Origin of the sequence: Streptomyces sp. NPDC051664, assembly GCF_044453545.1 — a bacterium.
Taxonomy (GTDB): Bacteria; Actinomycetota; Actinomycetes; order Streptomycetales; family Streptomycetaceae; genus Streptomyces.
In genome coordinates, this window is the sequence record NZ_JBITCU010000002.1 from 562,433 (window position 1) to 585,619 (window position 23,187).

Sequence of the window (23,187 nt, forward strand, 5' to 3'; positions counted from 1 at the left end):
GTTCGAGGAACTCGACCTCGATGCACTCGCTACTCGCTACTCGCTCGTGAAGCGGCGCAGCGGGCCGGGCAGCCGGGAGCCGAGCGGCGACATGTTCGTGCCGGCGCCGTGCCGGGCCAGCAGGTCGAGGGCCAGCCGCCCCCGACGCACCCGCTCGCGGGCCGTGTCCAGCGCGACGTCACGCAGATGTGCGCCGTACGGATAGATGCCGGGCGCCCTGGACAGTCCGAACTTGAGATAGATCGGGGCGCCGCGGCGGATCAGCTCGGCGGCCTCGTACATCCGCACATAGCCACCGAGGTCGTCCGGCGCCTCGATGTAGAGGTCCATCGGTGCGCCCGACACCCGCCGGATCTCGGTGAAATGAGCAAGTGTCAGATCGGACGGAATGTTGATCGAGTCGGCGCCGAGCCGCTCGTGGACCGCGAAGGAGGCCGGGTTGACCGGCCCGATGAGCGCCGACACCTTGAAGGTCGTATCGGCGGGCAGTACGCCCCGGGTACGCAGCCGGTGCAGTGTCCAGAGCACCCCTTCGTCGGCGACGAGCAGGCATTTCACACCCAACTCGGATGCTCGAAGGGCGTCTTCGACGCAGCCGGCCAGCGCGTCATGGCCGCGGGCACGCAGCCCCGCCCCGCCCGAGTCGGTACGGGTGGAGGCGCCCGTGTCCCAGCTTCCGCGCGGTCCGGTGAACAGGCAGAGTTCGACGCCGCGTTCGGCGCAGCCCTCGACCATCTCGGTGATCTCGGTGTCGCTGAGCATCCAGATGCCGCTGCCCTGGCTGATCCGATGGATCGGTACATCGAGCCGGGAGGACTCCTTGAGGACGACGGAGAGGGCCTCCGGGCCTTCGACGGACGGGACCTCGGTCCGCCAGGTGCCACCGTCGGGGAAGGCGTACGGAGAGGTGTCGGCCGGGTCGGCGGCGGGCGCGCCCAGCCCGAGCGCGGTGAGCGCGGGCTCGCCGGGGCGACGGGCGGGGGAGTCGGACGAGGTCATGAGCGACCTTTCGTGTTCGAGATATCGGACGAGGTTCGGGTGGGCGGTTGCAGGGCTGCATCGGTGTGTGGTGTGAAGAGAGCGCGTGGTGTGAGGAGAGCGGTGGGGCCGACGGGGCTCTACGGCCGCAGCAGCACCTTGCCCGTCCCTGGACCGCCGCCGCCGACCAGCGCCACGGCATCGGCGAACCGCTCCAGCGGGAACTCGTGAGTGATCAGCGCCGCCGGATCGAGCAGCCCCGCCGTGAACGCCCGCACCGCGTAGGACCAAGCCGCCGATGGTGCCCCGAAGACACTGCGCACGGTGAGCTGGCTCAGCGACAGATGCACCGGATCGATACCGGCGGCACCCGGCGCGAACATGCCCGTGAGCACCACCCGGCCGCCGCGCCGCGCCAGCAGGCAGGCGTCGGCGGCGGTGGACGGCGCGCCCGCCGTCTCCACGACCAGGTCGTAGCGGCCGTGCACCTCGGTGGCCTCCTTCGGGGTGCGGGCTTCGCTCGCCCCGAACGCCAGGGACCGGCCTGCACGTTCGTCCCGTGGGTCGATCACCGTCAGCTCCCCGGGCGACATGGCGGAGAGCAGCTGAACGGCGAGCAGCCCGAGCGTCCCCGCGCCCACGACGGCGATGCGCTCACCCGGCTCGGGCGCCCCGGCCCGTACGGCCGCAGCGACCACCGCGGCCGGTTCCAGCAGGGCGGCGGCCCGCAGATCCGCGTCGTCGGCCAGCAGGTGCAGCAGCCTTGCCGGGACCACGACATGGTCGGCGAACGCCCCGGGCCGGGTGAACCCCGTCTCGTCGTACCCCGCCGTGCACAGCGACGTGTCCCCGCTCCGGCACCGTTCGCATCTGCCGCAGGACCGGAAGCCCTCGGCGACCGTCCGACGGCCGAGCAGCGCCGGATCGACGCCTGCACCCAGGGCGTCGACCACCCCGGACCATTCGTGGCCGGGCACCACCGGGTAGCGGACGTAGGCGGGGTCGCGATGGCCGTCGTACACCTCGCGGTCGCTCATGCAGATCCCGGCCGCGGCGACCCGCACCCGGACCTCGCCGGGACCGGGCTCGGGAACGGGGCCGCTGGTCAGCCGGTGCTCGCCGGGCCGCTCGACCGTGACCGACCGTGAGTGGGTGCTGCTCACTTGGGCTGCCTCCTCTCCCAGCCGTCCGCCCACAGATCGAACCGGGCCTGCTGCTGCGGGAATTCGGCGGCCGCGTCCACATCGAGCTCCACGCCGAGGCCCGGAGCGTGGGAGAGCTCGAAGCAGCCGGTTGCGGCGTCCACCTGCGGGGCGCCCTTGACGACCTTCTTGATGTCGGCGTCCGCGAAGTCGTTGAAGTGTTCGAGGATCTTGAAGTTGGGTGTGCAGCCCGCCAGTTGGAGACTGGCGGCGGTCAGCACCGAGCCGCCCACATTGTGCGGTGCGATCAGCGTGTAGTGGGTCTCGGCAGTCGCGGCGAGCTTGCGGGTCTCCAGGATGCCGCCGATGTGGCCGACGTCCGGCTGGATGATGTCGGCAGCCTGCGACTCGAAGAGCTCACGGAACTCGGTCCGGTCATGGATGCGTTCGCCGGTCGCGATCGGCAGATCGATCTTGCCGGCGACCTTGCTCAGCGCCTTGAGGTTCTCCGGCGGCACCGGTTCCTCCAGCCAGGCCGGACGGAACGGTGCCATCTCGTGGGCGATCCGTACGGCGGTCGACGGGCTGAAACGGCCGTGCATCTCCAGCATCAGCTCGGCGTCGGGGCCGATGGCATCCCGTACTGCCTCGATCAGCGACACCGCGTACCGGGTCTCCTGCTGGCCCAGCTCGAAGTGGCCGGTCCCGAACGGGTCGATCTTCAGGGCGCGGTATCCGCGCTCGACGACGGCCCGCGCCGCCTTGTGGTACGCCTCCGGGGTGCGCTCGGTGGTGTACCAGCCGTTCGCGTACGCCTTGACCCGCTCGGTGACCTGTCCGCCGAGCAGCTGCCAGACCGGGACGCCGAGCGCCTTGCCCTTGATGTCCCAGCAGGCCATCTCGACGACCGCGATGCCGGACATCACGATCTCCCCGGCCCGCCCGTAGTCGCCGTACTTCATCCGGCGTACGAGGTCCTCCACGGCGAACGGGTCGGAGCCGGCGACGTGGTTGGTCTCCGCCTCGCGCAGGTAGCCGATCAGTGCGTCGGTGCGGCCGAGCATCCGGGTCTCGCCGACACCGGTGAGGCCCTCGTCCGTATGGACCTGGACGTAGGTGAGGTTGCGCCAGGGGGTGCCGACGACGTGTGTACTGATTCCGGTGATGCGCACGGGAGTTGCCCCTCGACGTGTTCGATATTTCGTCACTCGTTCGAAATTCTGGCGTGACCGTAATGACGCGGCGGGTCGAGTGTCAATGGGGCCGCCGGGTCCCGGTGCCATTCCCGGTCGGGAGGGTGCTCCCGGTCGGTCGGCCCGCCAGGGGGTGGCCGGTGTGTCGCCCGGCCGGGCAAGCGGTGTCGCTCAAACCTCCGTATAAAGGGCCCTGAGAACGAGACAGGGTGACGGAGCGACAGCGAAGGAGGCCCGGGATGGCGCGGGAGCGGACCGGGCAGGACGGGGATGCGGAACCGGCCGGGAACGGCGCCGGGCAGGCCGTCGTCCGGACCCTTCGGGAGGACCGCGGGCCCGTTCGGTACGGGCCGCCCGCTCCCGATCCCGGGCTGCCCGTGCTGCCCGAACTGGCCGACGTGCTCGCCGCCGCGGCCGGGCGCAGCGAGCCCGAACCGACCGGCGGCGGCGAGGCCCTGCGTGAGGCGGCCGCCGCCTACTGGATCCGGCGCGGACTGCGCGGCGGACCGGAGCACATCGCCGCCGCCCCCGGCGCCTCGCCCCTGCTCCTCGCCCTGATCGCCGCACACGGCGGCGATGTCCTCATGCCGCGCCCCTGTCCCCCCACCTGGATCCCGCAGGCCCGGCTGCTGGGCCGGCCCGCCTACCATGTGCCGACCCCGGCCGAGTGCGGCGGCGTGCCCGATCCGTACGCGCTCCTCGAGACCGTACGCAGAGTGCGCGCCGAGGGCGGCAGACCCCGGCTCCTGCTGATCTCCGTCGTCGACGACCCGACCGCCACCGTCGCCCCGCCGGAACTCGTGCGCGAGGCGTGCGAGGCCGCGGTCGCAGAGGGGATGCACATCGTCAGTGACGAGACCTGGCGCGACACGCTGCACCGGCCGCACGACACCGTCCTGCTGAGCCCCGCCGAGATGTGCCCCGAGGACGTCACCGTCGTCTCTGATCTGGCCGGTGCGCTGACTCCGTCCGCCTGGCCGGTCGCGGTCGCCAGATTCCCGGACACCGTACGGGCGGCGGCGCGCCACGCCCGTACCCTCGACATCCTCACCGCGCTCGGCGCCCTCGTCGCGGGCCCGGTGGCTGCCGCGGCCGCCTATGCGCTGCGCGAACCGGAGCCCGTCACGGCTCGGGTCCGCCTCGCCGCCGGGTTGCAGGCGCGGGTCGCGGCCGCGGCCCACCGGGCGGTGCTCGCCTCCGGGGCGCTGGCCAGACCCCCGCAGGCCGGCCGTCATCTTTACGCCGACCTGGGCCCTCTCCGGTCCCGGCTGGCCACCCAAGGCGTCACGGACTCGCTGGAACTGGAGGAGTACCTCACCGAACGCCTCGGCGCTCCCACCCCGGGAGGCCACCGCTTCGGCGACGAACTGGGTGCGCTGCGGGTGCGGCTGGGCACCGGACCGCTGCTCGGCTCGACCCCGGAGCAGCAGATGGAGTCCCTCACTGCGGTGGAGCCCCTCGAATTGCCGCACGTCGCCCGAGCCCTGAGCATTTTTGCAGCAGCTCTCGGCGAACTCCGCTGACGAAGGCATGGCCGACGGCATACCCGACGGTTTCCCCGATGGCCTGCGCGACGCCGCACCCGCGACGACCCACTCGACGACGCACTCCGAGACGGGAGTCCCTCGATGACGGACCAGACCGAGCGCTCCCTCGACGGGCCCGCGCGCCCGGCTCCCGTCGGCCGGATCGTGTCACCGCGCCCGCTCGGCGAGGCGAGGGTCTGGCCCGACACGTTCGCCGACCGGCTCACCGCCCCCCTGCCGGGTGTCAGGGGCATGTCCAGGCTGGCCTGTGAGCGCGCCGTGCGGCCCGACGCGGAGGGACTGCGCGGCGTCCACCGGCTCCCGTACGCCCCCGAACCGCTGCCCGACACCGACGCGGGTGCGACCACCGTGACGTGGGTCGGACACGCCAGCTGGATCGTCCGGACCGGCGGGCTGACCATCCTCACCGACCCCGTGTGGTCCCGCCGCATCCTCGGGACACCCGCCAGGATCACGCCCGTCGGCGTCCGCTGGGAGGATCTGCCGACCGTCGACGCGGTGGTCATCAGTCACAACCACTACGACCACCTCGACGCCCCCACCCTGCGCAGACTGCCGCAGGACACTCCGCTCTTCGTCCCCGCGGGACTCGGCCGGTGGTTCCGTCGCCGCCGCTTCTCCTGCGTCACCGAGCTCGACTGGTGGGAGTCGGCGGTGCTGAACGGCGTCCGCTTCGATTTCGTGCCCTCCCACCACTGGTCGAAGCGGACCCTCACCGACACCTGCCGCTCCCTGTGGGGCGGATGGATCATCAACGGCATCGGCGGTGGCGACGGACAGCGGGTCTATTTCGCCGGGGACAGCGGCTACGGGCACTGGTTCACGGAGATCGGCCGCCGCCACCCCGGGATCGATCTGGCCCTGCTGCCGATCGGGGCGTACGAACCGCGCTGGTGGCTCGGCGACGTACACACCGATCCGGAAGAGGCCGTGCAGGCGTACGAGGATCTCGGCGCCCGCGCGATGGCGCCGATGCACTGGGCGACGTTCCTGCTCTCCGCGGAGCCCGTACTCGAACCGCTCACCCGGCTCCGTACCGCCTGGCAGCGGGCCGGCCATCCGCGCGAACGCCTCTGGGACCTGCCGATCGGCGGCTCCCGGGTGCTGGACGGAGCCCGCACCCCGCGCTCACCGCAGCCGCCCCACGGCATCAGCGGCTGAACCGGGCCCGCGCCCTGCGCCACACCGCGGGCGCCCCGCTGATCAGCAGCGTGAGGCCGACCGCCGCGACCACGCCCTGCCACGGCTCGGGGAACAGCGAACCGCCCAGAATGCCGATCAGCTGATACGTCGCAGCCCACGCCAGACAGGCCGGCACATCCCCCCGGGCGAACCGGCGCATCGGTATCCGGCCCAGCAGGCACGCCAGCATCACCGGAATCCGCCCGGCCGGCACCAGCCGCGAGAGCACGAGCACCACCGAACCGTGCTCGTCCAGCTTCTGCTGCGCCTGGGCCAGCCGCTCCGGCGCCGCCCGGTTGCTGATCGCCTGCAGCCACTTCGAACCATTCCTGGACCGCACCCCGCGCTGCCCCAGCCAGTACAGACAGATGTCCCCGAGGAACGCCGCCGAGGACGCCACCCCGAACACCACCAGCAGCGCGAACGGGTCCGTCTGATGGAACGCCACCACGGCCGCCGAACTCACCAGCGCCCCGGTCGGCACCACCGGCACCAGAGCACCCAGCGCCACCAACAGGAACAGGGACGGATAGCCGACGGCCTGCTGCGTCGACTCAGGGGGCAGCTGCCCCACGACCTCCTGGATCACCTGGCGGCCTCCGGCCGCACATGCTCCCCGTGGGCCAGCCGGTGCACCGTCACGTCCGGCGCCAGCAGAGCCGCCTTACGGACGAACTCGTCGCCCGGTGAGTGGAACTCGTGGGGCCGGACCCCGTCCATCCCGATGGGCCAGTACGTGCCGTAGTGCACCGGCACGGCCGATCGCGGCGCCAGCCGGGCCAGGGCCTGGGCGGCCCGGCCCGCGTCCAGATGGCTGTGGCCCAGATACGGGCCCCAGCCGCCGACCGGCAGCAGCGCCACGTCCACCGGGCCGACCGCCTCCGCCATCTCGTCGAACAGCCCGGTGTCCCCGGCGAAGTAAGTGCGCGCCTCGCCCTCGACGACATAGCCCAGCGCGGGCGAACGATGCGGGCCCAGCGGCAGCCGCCGTCCGTCGTGCTGTGCGGGGACGGCCCGTACCAGCACGCCGCCGGCCCGCACCTCGTCCCCGGCCGCCACCTCGGTGATCCGCAGCCCGCGCACCCGGCGCAGCATCCGCAGCCCCGGTACGGAACGGACGGCGCCGAGCGGAACGATCAGCCGGCTGCCGGGCGCGAGGCGGGCCAGCGACGGCAGATGCAGATGGTCGGAGTGCAGATGGGAGATGAGGACGACGTCGGCGACGGTGGCCTCGGGGCCCGGGAGCGCGCCGCGGCGCCGGCGCAGGTGGGCGAGGCGGCGCACGAAGAGGGGGTCGGTCAGGACGCGGACTCCGGAGTCCTCGATGGTGCAGGTGGCATGGCCCCACCAGGTGACTTCCACCGGCACCGTCTGCCTCCTCGCCCGTGGTTCCCGCTGTCCGGCCCTCGCCATGAGCGTAATGCCGGAGCCGGGCAGGGGGTCGGGCGCGTCCGGCCGCCGCCGTGCCCGGCAGGGAGATCTCAGTCCGTGAGCCCCAGCGCGCCCGCTGCCTGGATCGCCAGCCACACCTCCGCCAGCGCTCCCGTCGACGCCAGATCGCGGTCGGTCAGCGTGCCGAACCGCCGCAGCCGGTACGTGAGGGTGTTCGGGTGGATGTGGAGGGCGGCCGCCGCCGCATCCGTTCGGCGGTCGCGCTCCATCCAGGTGCGGGCGGAGACCAGCAGCTGCGAGTCGTGCGCCTCGTCGTAACGCAGTACCGCGCCGAGGACATGTTCGACCAGCGCGGTCAGCACCGCCGGGTCGTCGGGCAGCCAGCGGCCCATCGAATCGTCCCCGTAACGGATCACCGGGCGGCCCGACTCGACGGCCTTCGAGACCGCCCAGAGCGCCTCGCGCTGCGCCACCCGCAGTGCGGCGCCCGGCAGGAACGGGCGGCTCATCCCCGCCGCCACGTCCGGCAGTTCACCGATCCGGCCGGCCAGCTGCGGCGCACCCAGCACATAGCGGTCCTCGCCCCAGGTGAGCAGGAGATGCGGATGGTCCTGGAGACACCGCAGCAGTGCCTCGTCCGTGGTCCGCCGGACCACGATCAGCACGGTGTCGCCCTCGATCGCGTGCCGGGCGAGCCTGCGCCGGGCCGCTTCCGGGTCGAGGACCTCCTGCAGCAGCTCGGCGAGGGTCTCCGCACCCTCCCGGCGGAGCGTCTCGCGTTCGTTGCGCACCATCGCCACCCGCAGCGCCGCCACCGTGGCGATGTGCTGGACGACGGCGAGCCCGGCCGGCTGGGCGCCCTCCCGTTCGTAGGCGACGAGGAACCCCGCCGGCCCGCCGGGCGCCGGAACGGGCAGCACGAACCCGCCGGGCACGGTCGGCGGGGCATCGACGGAGGAGGGCAGGACGCCCGGATCGGGCACGGGCACGCCGGGCAGGAGGGGGCGCCCCTGCGGCGTGCAGAGGTAGACGTCGTAACCCGAGAGGCGTTCGAGGCGGCGCAGCAGTGTCGGCGTGTCGAGGTCCTCGGCGACCAGCCAGCGCAGCGAACCGAAGACCTGCAGCTGGGCGCCGAGCCGGTGCCGGGCATCCTCCTGGACCGACGCGGCGACCTCCTGGGACACGGCGATGAACGGGACGGCGAGCGGCACCTCGAGGACCGGGAAGCCCCGCTCCTCGGCGGCCCGGAAGAAGGCGTCGTGCAAGGGGGGCATGTGCAGCTGTGCCGAGAGGGCCAGTGCGGACACCCCGGCGTCGTCGAGCCGCTCCAGATACGCGCGCTGCCCGGCCGCGGTACGCGGCAGCGCCTGGCCCGTCGTCATGATCACCTCGGCGCCGAGGAGCCAGGGCGTCGGATCGTCCAGCTCGCTCGCGTGCGCCCAGGAGACCGAGCGGCCCAGACCGCTGCTGCCCGCCTTCACGGTGAGCTGGAGGGCGGGGTACGAGAGGAGATCCTCAACAGTGAGTTTGTCGCTGGCCACAGACAACAGGGTATCCCTTTGTGATTTTCACAATTGCCGCCCACGGTTCGGCACCACAGACTGAGGGGCCAGTCCCCGTGCATGAACAGTAGGTGGAGCGTCCGTGACTTCCTCGATCACCGAAGTCGAGACCAACGGGGTCGAGCGGATACCCGAGGCGGACCGGACCGCCCGCCCCCTCGACCTCTTCCGGCTCGCCTTCGGCGGCGCCAACACCTTCGCCACCTGTGTGCTCGGTGCGTTCCCGATCCTCTTCGGGCTCTCCTTCCGGCAGGGCCTGGCGGCAACCGTCCTGGGTTTGCTCGTCGGCGCCCTGCTGCTCGCCCCGATGGCGCTCTTCGGCCCGACCAACGGCACCAACAACGCCGTCTCCTCCTCCGCCCACCTGGGCGTGCACGGCAGGATCGTCGGCTCGTTCCTCTCGCTGCTCACCGCGGTCGCGTTCTTCTCGATCTCCGTGTGGTCCTCGGGTGACGCACTCGTCGGCGGCGCCCACCGGCTCGCCGGTCTCCCCGAGTCCGATGTGAGCTACGGCGTCGCCTACGCGATCTTCGCCGGACTGGTGCTCGTCGTCTGTGTCTACGGCTTCCGGTTCATGCTGCTGGTCAACAAGATCGCGGTCGTCGCCGCCTCGGCGCTCTTCGTCCTCGGCGCCTTCGCCTTCGCCGGAGACTTCGACCCGGGGTACGCCGGAGCCTTCGCTTCGACCGCCGACCCGCTCTTCTGGCCGGCCTTCATCGGCTCCGCGCTGATCGTCCTGTCCAACCCGGTCTCGTTCGGCGCCTTCCTCGGCGACTGGTCCCGCTACATCCCGACCGCCACGCCGCGCCGCCGGGTGATGGGCGCCGCGTTCCTCGCCCAGATCGCCACCCTGCTGCCGTTCCTCTTCGGTCTGACGACCGCCTCGATCATCGCCGTCAAGGCCGCGAAGTACGTCGACCCGGCCGCCCCCAACTATGTCGGCGGACTGCTCGCCATCTCGCCCGGCTGGTACTTCCTGCCGCTCTGCCTGATCGCCCTGATCGGTGGCCTGTCCACCGGCACGACCGCGCTGTACGGCACCGGGCTCGACGTCTCCAGCGTCTTCACGCGCTTCAGCCGGGTCCAGTCGACGTTCTTCATCGGGGCCCTGTCGATCGCCTTCATCTTCGTCGGCCGGTTCGCGCTCAACCTCGCGCAGTCCATCTCCACCTTCGCCACCCTGATCATCACGTGCACGGCCCCGTGGATGATCGTCATGGCGCTCGGTTACCTCACCCGGCGCGGCTGGTACGACGCGGACGCCCTCCAGGTCTTCAACCGCCGCCAGATCGGTGGACGCTACTGGTTCAACCACGGCTGGAACTGGCGCGGAATGTCCACCTGGGTCATCTCCGCCGTCGTGGCGCTGCTCTTCACCAACCTGCCCGGCCAGTTCGTCGGCCCGCTCGGCAACCTGGCGAACGGCGCGGACATCTCCCTGCCGGTCGGCCTCGCCCTGGCAGCCGTGCTCCACCTCGCCCTGCTCACCGTGTTCCCGGAGCCGCGCGGGGTGTACGGGCCGGACGGACCCCGGCTGGTCCGGGCCTCGGACACCGAGATCCCGCCGATCACCGGCGGCCCGGAGGAGTCCCTCGCCGCCGAACCCGCCGCCGCTCGCTGAGCGCCCGCCCCGCCCGTAACCAGGAGCCACCCTTGAGCACGTCCGAGAGCACCCCCGTCCAGGAGATCCAGGCCGCCGCCGATGCGCTCGTCGCCGCCTTCGCCGAGGGGCGCCTCGACGACTACTTCGGTTCCTTCGCCCCGGACGCCACCTTCGTCTTCCACTCCACGCCGCAGCGGCTCGCCTCCACGGCCGAGTACCGCGCGCTGTGGCAGCAGTGGGTGGCCGAGGACGACTTCCGGATCCTGGGCTGCATGTCCACCGGACAGCTGATCCAGCACCTCGGCTCCACCGCCGTGTTCAGCCACGACGTCGAGACCAGGATCGCCACCCGGGCCGGTGAGGAGACCGTCCACGAGCGGGAGACGATCGTCTTCGCCCGCGCCGAGGACGGCAGCTGGCCCGCCGTTCACGAGCACCTGTCCGCCCGCACCACCGCCTGACGAGGCGTTCCGGGTGCGGCCGCCCGACCGGGGGCGCACCCGTGACACCGACCGACCACGAGAGAGACCGGTTCCATGAGCACCACGTTCCGCAATTACATCGACGGCGCCTTCGCCGACGCCTCGGACGGCCGCACGCTCGATGTGGTGGACCCCAGCACCGGCGACGTCTATGCCACCTCCCCGCTCTCCGGTGCCGCGGACGTCGACGCGGCGATGGCGGCCGCCGCTGCCGCGTTCCCCGTATGGCGCGACACCACCCCCTCCGTACGACAGCTGGCCCTGCTGAAGATCGCCGACGCGATGGAGGCGCGGGCCGACGAGCTGGTGGCGGCGGAGAGCCGGGACACCGGTAAGCCGCTCCACCTCACCCGCAGCGAGGAACTGGCCCCGGCCATCGACCAGGTCCGCTTCTTCGCGGGTGCGGCGCGGATGCTCGAAGGCCGCTCGGCCGGCGAGTACATGGAGGGGATGACCTCGATCATCCGCCGCGAGCCGGTCGGCGTCTGCGCACAGGTCGCGCCGTGGAACTACCCGCTGCTGATGGCGGTCTGGAAGTTCGCACCCGCGCTCGCCGCAGGCAACGCAGTGGTCCTCAAGCCCTCGGACACCACCCCGGCCTCCACCGTGCTGATGGCCGAGATCATCGGCGGCGTGCTGGAGGCGCTGGAGCTGCCCCGCGGCATCTTCAACGTCATCTGCGGCGACCGTGAGACCGGCCGGCTGATGGTCGAGCACCCGACCCCGGCGATGGCCTCCATCACCGGTTCCGTCCGAGCCGGCATCCAGGTCGCGCAGAGCGCGGCCAAGGACGTCAAGCGGGTCCACCTGGAGCTCGGCGGCAAGGCCCCGGCCGTCGTCTTCGAGGACGCGGACCTGCAGAAGGCGGTCGAGGACCTGATCGTCGGCGGCTTCTTCAACGCCGGTCAGGACTGCACGGCCGCGACCCGCGTCCTCGTCCACGAGTCGGTCCACGACGAGTTCGTCACCGCGCTGGCCAAGGCCGCCGCCGACACGAAGACGGGGCAGCCGGACGACGAGGACGTGCTGTACGGCCCGCTCAACAACGCCGGTCAGCTCGCCCAGGTCAGCGGCTTCATCGCCCGGCTCCCGGAGCACGCCAGGGTCGAGGCGGGCGGCCACCGGGTCGGCGACAAGGGCTACTTCTACGCACCGACCGTCGTCTCCGGCCTGCGCCAGGACGACGAGATCGTCCAGAACGAGGTCTTCGGCCCCGTCATGACCGTCCAGTCGTTCACCGACGAGACGCAGGCGGTCGCGTACGCCAACGGCGTCGACTACGCCCTCGCCTCCTCCGTATGGACCAAGGACCACGCACGGGCGATGCGGATGTCCAAGTACCTCGACTTCGGCTGCGTGTGGATCAACACGCACATGGCGCTCGTCGCCGAGATGCCGCACGGCGGCTACAAGCAGTCGGGCTACGGCAAGGACCTCTCCGCGTACGGCTTCGAGGACTACACGCGCATCAAGCACGTCATGACGTCTCTCGACGACTGACCCTCCCGCCGCCCCTGCCCCGGGTTCCGCCCCGGCGCGGGGGCGGCGGCGCGCTCCCGCCCCGTACGCCTCCCGTCCTGACATGCGCCTTTTTGTACGAGTGTCGGAGCGGTAGGGTCGCCGGTACGCCTAGCACGGGGGGAACGCCCATGGGGGACGTACGGGTGGCGGCGATCGCCAGTCTCACACCGCTCGAGGAGCTCGACAGCGACCCGTTCCTCGTGGACACCCGCAGCCAGCACGTCATGTGTGCCCGGTGGGCCGCGGACAAGGGCTATGTCGTCACGCGCGAGCTGCGTTTCTACGGCCTGCGCCCCGACCACCACGCACTGTGGGCGGATGTCGAGGCCGGCGACATCGAACTGTTCGTGGCCCCCAACGACCGAGTCCTCGCCCGGGCACTGACGTCGGTGCCGCAGTTCGCCGCGGAGTGCGAGCGGCGCGGCGTACGGCTGGAGTTCGCCGGTCTCGACGAGCCGTCGTACAGCAGCCGCACGAAGGCGAGCGTGCATCGCAGGCTCTCCATGCCGACCGCCGGTTACGACGGCTGCTGACCGCCGCCCGGTGCACCGCGCCGTACGAGCCCCCTGTGAAAGGCTGGGTGCGGGTCCTCAGCAGTAAGGCGGCCCGGACATGTGAGGTGGCAACGGCGTGAGTGTCGGGCGATGGCGAACGGCCGGCAGCGCCCTCGTGCGAGTGGTCGTGGTGTGGGCCGTCTCGACCCTCACCATGCTGGCACTCGCCGGGATTCTGCCGGACTTCCAACTCCAGTCGGACAACGGTGACAGCATCACCAGGATCGCTTTCACGGCGGCCTGGGGTGCGGGCGCGTTCGGTCTGCTCTCGGCGCTGGTCTGGCCGGCTCTCGTACGGGCACTGCTCATCGTGCCCGCCCTCGTCCTGGGGATGCTGGTCTTCTTCCTCAACGGCTCGCTGCTGCTGGTCGCCCTGCGGCTCACCCCGGACGGGCGTGGCGCCGCCAACCCCGAGACCGCGGTCGTCGTCGCCGCCGTGATGTCCGCTGTGGCCTCCGCGACATCCACCGCGCTCGCCGTCCGCGACGACAACGCCTACCGCCGCAGACTCTCGCGCCTCGCCGACCGGCGCCGCCGTCGCACCGGCACGGGCCGGGACGTGGAAACGGGTCGCGGTGAACCGCCCGGAACGGTCTTCATCCAGCTCGACGGCGTCGGCCACGACATCCTCGCGCAGGCCGCCGCCGACGGGCTGATGCCCACCGTCGCGCACTGGCTCGGCGACGGGTCGAGCCACCGGCTCACCCCGTGGCGCACCGACTGGTCCAGCCAGACCGGCGCCAGCCAGCTGGGCATTCTGCACGGCAGCAACTACGACATACCCGCCTTCCGCTGGTACGAGAAGGAGACCGGCGACGTCATGGTCTCCAACAGACCCGCGAGCGCCCTCGAACTGCAGCGGCGCGCCATCATGCGCACCCATGACGGCGGGCTGCTGACCCTCGACGGAGCCAGCCGCGGCAATCTCTTCAGCGGCGGCGCCGACCAGCTCGCGCTCGTGCTCTCGATGGCCGCAAGGCGCGGCAAGGGCCGCCGCTCACGGGCCGGTTACTTCGCCTACTTCTCCGACCCGGCCAACGCCGTCCGTACCGCGCTGTCATTCGTCGCCGAGGTCGTTCGGGAGATCGTCCAGTCGACCCGGGCGAGGCTCCGGAAGGACACGCCCCGGATCAAGCGCGGCGGGCTCTACCCCTTCATCCGGGCCTTCGCGACCGTCGTCGAACGCGATGTGGTGGTCGCCGCGGTCATCGGCGACATGTTCGCCGGACGCACCGCCGTCTACGCCGACCTGGTCGCGTACGACGAAGTGGCGCACCACTCCGGGCCGCACAGCCGGGACGCGGAGAAGGTCCTGGCACGGCTGGACCGTTCGCTCGCCCTGATCGTCAAGGTCGCCGAACACACCCCGCGCACCTACCGGATCGTGCTGCTCTCCGACCACGGACAGAGCCCGGGGGAGACCTTTGCGGGGGTGTACGGGCTGACGCTCAAGGACCTGGTGCGGGCGGGCTGCGGGCTGCCCGTGCCGCGCCGGGCGCAGCATACGAAGAGTGCCTCGGAGGCGCGTGACGCGGTACGGATCGCCCTGCACCGGCCCGTCGACGAGAGCGCGGCGGAGCACGCCGGACGCGCGTCGGACCCGATCGTCCTGGCCTCCGGCAACCTCGGCCTGATCTCCTTCCCCGACATCGACGGACGCGCGGCCCGGGAACAGCTCGACCGCCGCCACCCCGCGCTGCTCCGCACCCTCGCCAACCACCCGGGCATCGGCTTCCTGCTGGTCCGCAGCGAGCGGCACGGATCGGTCGTGCTGGGGCGCGGCGGCGCCGAGATCCCGGTGTCGGAACTGAAGGACGGGGAAGGCCCACTGGCCCCGTTCGGTCCGGGCGCGGCGGCCGCGGTGCGGCGCACCGACACCTTCCCGCATGTCGCCGATGTGATGGTCAACTCGATGTACGACCCGGACACGGGCTGTGTGCACGCCTTCGAGGAACAGATCGGCTCGCACGGCGGACTCGGCGGCCGGCAGTCGCGGCCGTTCCTGCTCTGGCCGCGCTCCATGTCGGATCCGGTGGCCTCCCACGCGTCGGCGGAGCCGGGCGCGGAGCTGGTGGGAGCCGAGCAGGTGCACGAGGTACTGCGGCGCTGGCTGCGGGAGTGTTCCGGGCCGCAGGTGCCGCTGACGCCGCATGGTGCGGATGACGCCGGCGAGGCGGACGGGACCGTGCAGGTAGCCGACTGAGGGGCGTTGTCAGTGGTGGGCGGCAGGATGGGGGCCATGACGAACTCAGCTGTTGTGCTCGCCGATGCCGCCGCCTACGCCGCCGCGGTCGAAGAAGCCTCGGTGGCCGCCGCCGCGTACTACGCCACGGGCGAGAGCACGCTCGACGACGACGCGTACGACCGGCTGGTGCGCGGGATCGCCGCGTACGAGGAGGCGCATCCGCAGGACGTGCTGACCGCCTCGCCGACCGGCAAGGTCGCCGGCGGCGCCGCGGGCGGGGACGTGCCGCACACGGTGCCGATGCTCTCCCTGGACAACGTGTTCTCCGCCGAGCAGTTCGTCACCTGGACGGCGTCGCTGGAGCGCCGGATCGGCAGACCGGTGGCCGCCTGGTCCGTGGAGCCGAAGCTCGACGGGCTCGCGGTCGCCGCCCGCTACCGGCAGGGCCGGCTGGTGCGCAGACGTTCTTCGCGTACGGCGCCCTGCCGCTGCCCGAGTCCGGCGAGCTGACCACCACCCTCGCCGAACTCCCGCACAGCGAGGTCCTGCAGTACGTCGCCGGTCTCGGCGTGCACACCGCCGCGGACACGGACGCGGCACCGCGCACCGTCACCACCGTCGAGGAGGTGCAGGCCCGGGTCGAGGAAGTCGCCGCGCTGCGCGCCTCGTTGCCGTTCGGCATCGACGGCATCGTGATCAAGGCCGACCTCGTCAGCCGGATAGACCCTGCACGCGTACCTGCAGGGCGGCGCCGTACCGGGAGTACTCCCCCCTGAGCCGGTCGAGTGTCGGGATGAGTTCGGCGACGGCGGCGCCGAAGAACTCCTCGGAGTCGGTGAGTTCGGTGGTGCCGTCCGACTGGGGGGTGAGCACGAATGAGTGCCTCCCGAGGATCGCGTCGAGCGATCCGCCCTCCCAGACCAGCCGGCGGGGAGCCTCCACATCGACGATCCTCATCGTGACGTCCTGCTGACCGGTGTCGCCGCCCGAGAGGCGGCCCGGAATTTCCGCCCCGACCACGACCTGTTCGGGCTTCGCGTCGAGAGACAGAACCGGGTGCCACAGCGAGTACTGGTCGAACGCCACGAGCACGCGCCACACGTCCTCCACCGGAGCGGAGATCCTGGTCACTGCGGTGACAATGGGAGCTTCCTGCACGATCTGCTTCCTTCCGGTGCCGTCGGTGCCGGTCTCGGCGTTCACGGCACCAGCACGATCCGGCCGCGCTGGCCGCCCCGGGCGAGCTGGGCGTGGGCTTCGGCGGCCTGCGACAGGGGGTAGATCTGCGCCACGCGCGGCGTCAGCACGCCCACCTCGGCGAGCGCGGAGAGGTACGAGAGACGGGTCGCTTCGGGACCGGCGTTGGTGAGCCGCACCACCACACCCCGCTCCGGGGCCGGCAGCACGTCACCCCTCACGCTCACGAAGATGCCGCCGTCGCGGACAGCTGCCAGCGCAGGGGCGCCCAGCGCCGCCGCGTCGAGCACGCCGTCCACGCCCTCCGGCACGAACCGGCGTACCGCGTCGCTCAGCTCATCGTCGCGTGATACGAACCAGGTGGCGCCGCGACCCCGGAGGAACTCCTCGTCCTCGGGCCGCCCCTGCGCGACGATCCGCACGCCCCGCGTCCGGGCCAACTCGACGGCGTAACCGCCAACGGCCCCGGCGGCGCCCGTGACAAGCAAAGTGTCGCGGGGGCGCAGCGGGAGGTGGTCCAGGGCCAGTGAGGCGGTCATCGCGTTGAGAGGGATCGTCGCCGCGAGCGTCAGGTCCATACCCTCGGGGGCGGGGGCGATGGAGTTGATGTCGGTCACAAGATATTCGGCCTGGGCCTTCGTCGGGCGCAGCACGACGGCATCGAACGCGATCACCGGGGTTCCGACCTTCAGGACGACACCCGGGCCGACCGCGTCGACCGTCCCGGCAGCGTCCAGACCAAGACCGGTGTATTCCATCTCCTCCAACGGCCTGAAGAACCCGGCCCACACAGCGGCGTCGGCGGGATTCAGCGCGGCGGCCGCGACCTTGATGCGGACCTCCAGGGGACCTGGTTCCGGGAGGGGGACCTCCAAGACCTCTACGGCCTCGGGTCCACCGATCTTCTTGACGACTGCTGCGCGCATAATTTTTGTTCTTCCCTTTGCATATTCGAACGCTATGAACGCTACGAACGCTAGGCGAGTTACGATCAATTCGTAAGTAGGCACTTTAAAGTGCGTTACGCCCCTGATCGGGCAGATAACCACCACGGTGAAGTCGGCGCGCCAGGTCGAGCCCGGTATGTACGAGGCGTACACGCATGGTTGCCCCAGTCAGAAGAGGCTCGCCCGGATTTCCTGCGTTCACATGGAACGACCCGGGATCCGGCCGTGTAGCAGAACGAGGAATTCTCCACGCACCTGGGCATGCGCACGGAGCGGTTCCTGCTGCGCGGCCGCGGCGACAAGTAGGGCGAGGCCTTCGATGCGGTCTTCGATGCCGAGAGCGTGAGCGCGCGCCGCGTGAGGCTTCGATCACGTCATGATCAAGGACGAAATCCACGCTGGGCAGGTCCCTCGCCGAGTTTCGGCACGACAACGAGCATCGTCCCGCCGAACTGTGACCAGCTCGCGGGCGCGTCGGATAAGCGCCCACTGGCGGGAGAGTCCTCGGCAGCATCCGTGCCGTCCGCAGCCCACCAGTGCCCCCGCCGCCGTGCACGACGTGGAAGGCTGCAGTCCAACCACGTCCTCGGCGACGTCATACACGAGTATCGATATGGCACCTGACCTGCAGTGATGACTTCCCGAGCCCCGCGGTGATCGCTGATGACGAGGTCGGTCATCCTGTTCGGGCGCAGGCGCACAGCCCGCGTGGGGGCTTCCGTTGTCGTTACTGGTCGGTCTGCCGGGTGTCGTAGTGTGCTCGCGCCTCGTCGACCTCATCGGTTTTGTCGGCGGCCCAGTCGCGTACCTGGGACAGCAGGCCGTACAGGCCCCAGCCGAGCGGGGTCAATTCGTAGTCGACACGTACCGGCACAGTCGGTGTGACCGTCCGTTTCACCATGCCGTCGCGCTCGAGCATGCGCAGGGTCTGGGTGAGCATTTTCTGGCTGACGCCCGGGATTTCGCGGCTGACGTGGCTGTAACGCATCGCGTCGCCGTGTGAGCCGAGGGTGCACATCGTCAGGCTGACCCACCGGTTGCTGATCGTCGAGAGCAGGGCCACCGCGGGGCAGTCGTGCATGTATGCCTCATACGTGCCGGGCTCGATCTGGCGCGCCGGCTTCGTCGTGGTGGCCATCTGTCTCTCCGATCACGGGAGTAACGCACTTAAAGGTGCCTACTTACGAATCGATCGTACCTCGCCTAGCGTTCGTAGTGTTCGAAAACGCAAACGAAAGAGCGAAGATCATGCGAGCAGTTGTCTACCGGTCCGTCGGCGCCCCGGAGGTCATCGAGGTGGCGGACGTCGACCTGCCTGAGCCGGGGATGTTCGAGATACGCATCAAGGTGGATGCTGCCGCCCTCAACCCGGCTGACGTGGCGGCCTGGAGCGGTCTGTTTCCGGCTCCCGCGCAGGGCAGTCACTTCGGGCTGGGCTGGGACGTGGCAGGCACCGTCGACGCTGTGGGACCCGGCGCGGCGTGGGAGGTCGGTACCCCCGTGATCGCGATCGTGCAGGGCGCGACCGGCGTCCTGCGGGCCCAGGCCGAGTACACGATCGTGCCCAGTAACACCCTGGCCCACGCGCCGACCGGGATCGACGCCGTGCACGCCTCGACGATCCCGCTGAACGGCCTGACCGCCGCGCAATCGGTGGAGCTTCTCGGCCTCAGCGAAGGGCAGAGCGTCTTCATCACCGGCGCGGCCGGTGCGGTCGGCGGCTACGCCGTGCAACTGGCCAAGCGACGCAAGCTGACGGTGATCGCCAGCGACTTCGCCGAGGACGAGGACTTCGTCACCAACGTTCTCGGCGCCGACGCCTTCGTGTCCGCGAGCGAGAACCCCGCCGCAGCGGTGCGCCAGCTCTACCCGCACGGAGTCGACGCCGTGCTGGACACCACCCTGCTGGGCGTCATCGCAGCAGTCAGGGATGGCGGAACCTTCGTCACCACCCGGATGGATGCCCTGCCACAGGCGGAGCGCGGCATCCGGGTCAGGCTGACCCAGGTCTCCCCCGACGCAGCGATGCTCACCACCCTCTCCGACCTCGCCACCTCAGGTGCGCTCACCCTTCGGGTCGCCCGGACATACCCACTGGAAGAAGCGGCGCAGGCTCACGGACGCCTCGCGGAGGGCGGCCTGCGAGGCCGGCTCGTCCTCACCCCCTGACCACTCGATACAACCGCAGAGCCGGCCGACGCGCTCGGACCGCGCCGCCTGCTTCGGCCATGCCGACCGAAGCAGGCGGCCATCCCGGGCCCGCCCGGGCAACCCACTGCAGTGCACCTACGAAGGAAGACAACATGGCCGTCATCGGCTTCATCGGCAGCGGCAACATCGGACAGGTCCTTGCCCGACAGGCGATCGCCTCCGGCCACGACGTCGTGATGAGTAACTCCCGAGGCCCACACACCCTCACCCGGTTGATCGACGCGCTCGGCCCGAGGGCACGTGCTGCAACCCCCGAGCAAGCCGGTGCGGCCGGCGACCTGGCCGTTGTGGCGATCCCGTTCCGCAATGTGCTGCAGATACCGGTGCAACCCCTGGCCGGCAAGATCGTCATCGACGCGAACAACTACTTCGCTCCACGTGATGGACAGGTTCCGGCCATCGACAACGGAGATACCGCGGCAAGCGAAATCCTCGCCGCACACCTCACCACCACACGCGTCGTCAAGGCCTTCAACGCCATCATCGCCACCCATATCATCAAGCACGCCCGCCCGTCAGGAACACCTCGCCGACGCGCCATACCGATCGCCGGCGACGACGACCAAGCGAAGCGAGCCGTCACCGAATTCATCGACCAGATTGGCTTCGACGTTGTCGACGCCGGATCACTGGTCGACGGTCGAAGCATCGATCCGATGGATGCCTGGGGCCCGGTTCTCGACGCGGACGCCCTGCGTGCGGCCATGGCCGCACGCACACAGCACTGACTGAGCGTTTGGCAACGCAGTACGGCGCCGCCTCCCGCGTCGTCGACGACCCCGCCCAGGCCCTGGAAGTCCTCGGGCTGTACGCCCGCTCGGTCGACGGCGCCGAAAACACCACAGTGGCCAAGACGTTCGTCGACTGGGACACCCACACCATCACCTACAGCTGCGCCGGTCACCCGCCGCCGGCCCTCCTGATGGACGGCACCGTTGTGTTCCTGGACCAAGCCACCGACCCCCACTCGGCGCCCGACCCGAACACGCCCCTGGCCCCAGGCCACCACGCCTTTCACCCGGGGCTCCGTCCTCGTGCTGTACACGGACGGCCTGATCGAACGCCGCCGAGAGGACATCGACACCGGCCTCGCGCGGCTCGCCGACTCCCTGGTCCGCCACCGGACAGCCGACCCCGAAACCCTCGCCGACGCCCTGCTGGTCGACCTGCACCCGCCAGGCGGCGCCACCGACGACACAGCCCTGGTCATCGTGCGCCTATGACCCGACCCGCTGCGCAGCGGATACCGACGACCGGGGCAATCCCTGTCCAGGGGCCGATTTGTTGATCAAGGTCGACAGACGCGTTGTCAGTGGTGGGCGGCAGGATGGGGGCCATGACGAACTCAGCTGTTGTGCTCGCCGATGCCGCCGCCTACGCCGCCGCGGTCGAAGAAGCCTCGGTGGCCGCCGCCGCGTACTACGCCACGGGCGAGAGCACGCTCGACGACGACGCGTACGACCGGCTGGTGCGCGGGATCGCCGCGTACGAGGAGGCGCATCCGCAGGACGTGCTGACCGCCTCGCCGACCGGCAAGGTCGCCGGCGGCGCCGCGGGCGGGGACGTGCCGCACACGGTGCCGATGCTCTCCCTGGACAACGTGTTCTCCGCCGAGCAGTTCGTCACCTGGACGGCGTCGCTGGAGCGCCGGATCGGCAGACCGGTGGCCGCCTGGTCCGTGGAGCCGAAGCTCGACGGGCTCGCGGTCGCCGCCCGCTACCGGCAGGGCCGGCTGGAGCGTCTGATCACCCGGGGCGACGGCACCGCGGGAGAGGACGTGTCGCATGCGATCGGCACCGTCGTCGGGCTTCCGGAACAGCTCGGCGAGCCGGTGACGATCGAGATGCGCGGCGAGATCCTGATGACGAACGAGCAGTTCGAACAGGCCAACACCGTGCGCACCGAACACGGCGGCACCCCCTTCGCCAACCCGAGGAACGGCGCGGCGGGAACCCTCCGCGCCAAGGACCGCCCCTACACGGTCGAGATGACGTTCTTCGCGTACGGTGCCCTGCCGCTGCCCGATTCCGGCGAGCTGACCGGCACCCTGGCCGAACTCCCGCACAGCGAGGTCCTGGAGTACGTCGCCGGTCTCGGCGTGCACACCGCGGCGGACACGGACGTGGCGCCACGCACCGTCACCACCGCCGAAGAGGTGCAGGCCCGGGTCGAGGAAGTCGCCGCGCTGCGCGCCTCGTTGCCGTTCGGCATCGACGGCATCGTGATCAAGGCGGATCTCGCGGCCGACCAGCGCGAAGCCGGTTCGGGGACCCGGGCTCCGCGCTGGGCCATCGCGTACAAGCTCCCCGCCGTCGAGAAGGTCACCCGGCTCCTCGCTGTCGAGTGGAACGTCGGCAGGACCGGCATCATCGCGCCGCGCGCCGTGCTGGAGCCGGTCGAGATCGACGGATCGACCGTCAGCTACGCCACGCTGCACAACCCGGCCGACATCACCCGCCGGGATCTTCGCCTGGGCGACCGGGTGATGGTCTACAAGGCGGGCGACATCATTCCCCGCATCGAAGCACCCGTCGCCCATCTGCGGACCGGCGACGAGAAGCCGATCGTCTTCCCGGAGACCTGCCCGCAGTGCGGCTCCGAGATCGACACCGGTGAGCAGCGCTGGCGCTGTGTCCGCGGCCGGGACTGCCGACTGGTCGCCTCCATCTCGTACGCGGCGGGACGCGACCAGCTCGACATCGAAGGGCTCGGGGCGACCCGCGTCGTCCAGCTCGTCGATGCCGGCCTGGTCGCCGACTTCGCCGATCTCTTCACGCTCGAACGCGAGCAGCTGCTCGGCCTGGAGCGGATGGGCGAGACCAGCACCGACAATCTGCTGGCCGCCATCGAGACGGCGCGCAGCCGGCCGCTCTCCCGGGTCTTCTGCGCACTGGGGGTGCGGGGTACCGGGCGCTCCATGTCGCGGCGGATCGCCCGCTACTTCGCGACCATGGACCGGATCCGGGCCGCCGATGCCGATGCGCTCCAGCAGGTGGACGGCATCGGCAAGGAGAAGGCCGCGGCCGTCGTCGCGGAGCTGGTGGAACTCGCCCCGCTGATCGAGAAGCTGGTCGCCGCCCGGGTCAACATGGCTGAGCCCGGTGCGACGCCGCCGCCGGAGCCCGGCGAGGAGAGCGTGGACGGGGCCGCTGCCCCCGCGAACGGCGAGGCGGCGGCCGAACGGCCACTGGACGGGATGACGGTGGTGGTCACCGGAGCCATGACCGGGGCGCTGGAGAAGCTCTCGCGGAACCAGATGAACGAGCTGATCGAGCGGGCCGGCGGTAAGTCTTCGTCCAGCGTCTCCAAGCGCACCACGCTGCTGGTCGCCGGGGAGAAGGCCGGGTCCAAGCGCACCAAGGCGGAGGATCTCGGCGTACGGATCGCCGCACCGGACGAGTTCGCCGAGCTGATCGCCGAGTTCCTGCCGTCGGAGGTATGACGGGCGGAACACTCGGGCGCCCGTCCGTGAGGGTGGACGGACGAGCGCG

19 protein-coding genes and 2 pseudogenes are annotated in these 23,187 nt (G+C 70.9%); 12 read left to right on the top strand and 9 right to left on the bottom strand.

Translation table 11 applies throughout. The features are described from left to right. Positions 1 to 36: 36 nt before the first annotated feature. From ACIA8E_RS05835 to ACIA8E_RS05845, 3 genes are all read right to left on the bottom strand, one after another. Positions 37 to 999: a hypothetical protein gene (locus tag ACIA8E_RS05835; RefSeq protein WP_399294929.1), complete on the bottom strand. Its 963-nt coding sequence runs from the start codon at positions 997 to 999 to the stop codon at positions 37 to 39. Positions 1,000 to 1,118: 119 nt separating this feature from the next. Then, positions 1,119 to 2,141, bottom strand: a complete 1,023-nt coding sequence (locus tag ACIA8E_RS05840; protein ID WP_399294931.1) for a zinc-binding dehydrogenase — start codon at positions 2,139 to 2,141, stop codon at positions 1,119 to 1,121. Further along, complete coding sequence (locus ACIA8E_RS05845; protein WP_399294933.1) at positions 2,138 to 3,292, bottom strand: mandelate racemase/muconate lactonizing enzyme family protein; 1,155 nt, start codon at positions 3,290 to 3,292, stop codon at positions 2,138 to 2,140. The genes ACIA8E_RS05840 and ACIA8E_RS05845 overlap by 4 nt, the downstream gene beginning before the upstream one ends. 260 nt (positions 3,293 to 3,552) lie before the next feature. Here ACIA8E_RS05845 and ACIA8E_RS05850 point away from each other — a divergent pair, with 260 nt between their 5' ends. Together ACIA8E_RS05850 and ACIA8E_RS05855 are read left to right on the top strand one after the other, a co-directional pair. Continuing rightward, positions 3,553 to 4,836 carry an aminotransferase class I/II-fold pyridoxal phosphate-dependent enzyme gene (locus ACIA8E_RS05850; RefSeq protein WP_399294935.1) on the top strand — a complete coding sequence of 428 codons (1,284 nt, stop codon included), beginning with the start codon at positions 3,553 to 3,555 and terminating at the stop codon, positions 4,834 to 4,836. A gap of 105 nt (positions 4,837 to 4,941) precedes the next feature. Then, the gene (locus ACIA8E_RS05855; RefSeq protein ID WP_399294937.1) at positions 4,942 to 6,021 is read left to right on the top strand and encodes an MBL fold metallo-hydrolase; all 1,080 of its coding nucleotides are present in this window, start codon (positions 4,942 to 4,944) and stop codon (positions 6,019 to 6,021) included. On the opposite strand, the gene ACIA8E_RS05860 is transcribed toward ACIA8E_RS05855, so the two are convergent. The 3 genes from ACIA8E_RS05860 to ACIA8E_RS05870 all read right to left on the bottom strand — a co-directional run bounded on the left by ACIA8E_RS05860 (position 6,011) and on the right by ACIA8E_RS05870 (position 8,975). After that, entirely contained in the window at positions 6,011 to 6,631 is a 621-nt protein-coding gene (locus tag ACIA8E_RS05860) for a DedA family protein (RefSeq protein ID WP_399294939.1), read from the bottom strand. The two genes, ACIA8E_RS05855 and ACIA8E_RS05860, sit on opposite strands and share 11 nt — an antisense overlap. Beyond that, positions 6,628 to 7,410, bottom strand: a complete 783-nt coding sequence (locus ACIA8E_RS05865) for an MBL fold metallo-hydrolase (protein WP_399294941.1) — start codon at positions 7,408 to 7,410, stop codon at positions 6,628 to 6,630. Before ACIA8E_RS05865 ends, ACIA8E_RS05860 begins: the two co-directional genes overlap by 4 nt. A gap of 113 nt (positions 7,411 to 7,523) precedes the next feature. Further along, positions 7,524 to 8,975 carry a PucR family transcriptional regulator gene (locus ACIA8E_RS05870; RefSeq protein ID WP_399294943.1) on the bottom strand — a complete coding sequence of 484 codons (1,452 nt, stop codon included), beginning with the start codon at positions 8,973 to 8,975 and terminating at the stop codon, positions 7,524 to 7,526. A gap of 103 nt (positions 8,976 to 9,078) precedes the next feature. Here ACIA8E_RS05870 and ACIA8E_RS05875 point away from each other — a divergent pair, with 103 nt between their 5' ends. From ACIA8E_RS05875 to ACIA8E_RS05900, 6 genes and pseudogenes are all read left to right on the top strand, one after another. Then, on the top strand, positions 9,079 to 10,617 hold the full coding sequence (locus tag ACIA8E_RS05875; protein ID WP_399294945.1) for a purine-cytosine permease family protein: 1,539 nt from the start codon (positions 9,079 to 9,081) through the stop codon (positions 10,615 to 10,617). 32 nt (positions 10,618 to 10,649) lie between these two features. Further along, on the top strand, positions 10,650 to 11,060 hold the full coding sequence (locus ACIA8E_RS05880; RefSeq protein WP_399294947.1) for a nuclear transport factor 2 family protein: 411 nt from the start codon (positions 10,650 to 10,652) through the stop codon (positions 11,058 to 11,060). A gap of 75 nt (positions 11,061 to 11,135) precedes the next feature. Next, positions 11,136 to 12,581, top strand: a complete 1,446-nt coding sequence (locus ACIA8E_RS05885; protein WP_399294949.1) for a gamma-aminobutyraldehyde dehydrogenase — start codon at positions 11,136 to 11,138, stop codon at positions 12,579 to 12,581. A gap of 149 nt (positions 12,582 to 12,730) precedes the next feature. Further along, positions 12,731 to 13,135, top strand: coding sequence for a hypothetical protein (locus tag ACIA8E_RS05890; RefSeq protein WP_399294951.1), 405 nt, complete (start codon positions 12,731 to 12,733; stop codon positions 13,133 to 13,135). Between the two features lie 97 nt (positions 13,136 to 13,232). Then, positions 13,233 to 15,359 (top strand): alkaline phosphatase family protein, encoded by a 2,127-nt coding sequence (locus tag ACIA8E_RS05895; RefSeq protein WP_399294953.1) that lies wholly within the window; start codon positions 13,233 to 13,235, stop codon positions 15,357 to 15,359. A gap of 27 nt (positions 15,360 to 15,386) precedes the next feature. After that, a pseudogene (locus ACIA8E_RS05900) lies at positions 15,387 to 16,057 on the top strand (hypothetical protein); the annotation flags it as partial. On the opposite strand, the gene ACIA8E_RS05905 reads toward ACIA8E_RS05900, so the two are convergent. The 3 genes from ACIA8E_RS05905 to ACIA8E_RS05915 form a co-directional block, all read right to left on the bottom strand. Beyond that, positions 16,053 to 16,544 (bottom strand): SRPBCC domain-containing protein, encoded by a 492-nt coding sequence (locus tag ACIA8E_RS05905; RefSeq protein ID WP_399294955.1) that lies wholly within the window; start codon positions 16,542 to 16,544, stop codon positions 16,053 to 16,055. The pseudogene ACIA8E_RS05900 and the gene ACIA8E_RS05905 overlap by 5 nt on opposite strands. After that, positions 16,541 to 17,464, bottom strand: a complete 924-nt coding sequence (locus tag ACIA8E_RS05910) for an NADP-dependent oxidoreductase (protein ID WP_399294957.1) — start codon at positions 17,462 to 17,464, stop codon at positions 16,541 to 16,543. The genes ACIA8E_RS05905 and ACIA8E_RS05910 overlap by 4 nt, the downstream gene beginning before the upstream one ends. Positions 17,465 to 18,212: 748 nt before the next feature. After that, entirely contained in the window at positions 18,213 to 18,623 is a 411-nt protein-coding gene (locus tag ACIA8E_RS05915) for a winged helix-turn-helix transcriptional regulator (RefSeq protein ID WP_399294959.1), read from the bottom strand. 110 nt (positions 18,624 to 18,733) lie between these two features. Between ACIA8E_RS05915 and ACIA8E_RS05920 the strand changes: the two genes are divergently transcribed. The 4 genes and pseudogenes from ACIA8E_RS05920 to ligA all read left to right on the top strand — a co-directional run bounded on the left by ACIA8E_RS05920 (position 18,734) and on the right by ligA (position 23,138). Then, entirely contained in the window at positions 18,734 to 19,654 is a 921-nt protein-coding gene (locus ACIA8E_RS05920; protein WP_399294961.1) for an NADP-dependent oxidoreductase, read from the top strand. A 134-nt stretch (positions 19,655 to 19,788) separates the two neighbouring features. Further along, on the top strand, positions 19,789 to 20,424 hold the full coding sequence (locus ACIA8E_RS05925) for an NADPH-dependent F420 reductase (protein WP_399294963.1): 636 nt from the start codon (positions 19,789 to 19,791) through the stop codon (positions 20,422 to 20,424). A gap of 26 nt (positions 20,425 to 20,450) precedes the next feature. After that, positions 20,451 to 20,919, top strand: a pseudogene (locus tag ACIA8E_RS05930) (PP2C family protein-serine/threonine phosphatase); the annotation flags it as partial. Positions 20,920 to 21,023: 104 nt separating this feature from the next. Beyond that, entirely contained in the window at positions 21,024 to 23,138 is a 2,115-nt protein-coding gene (gene ligA, locus ACIA8E_RS05935; protein WP_399294965.1) for an NAD-dependent DNA ligase LigA, read from the top strand. Positions 23,139 to 23,187 lie beyond the last annotated feature (49 nt).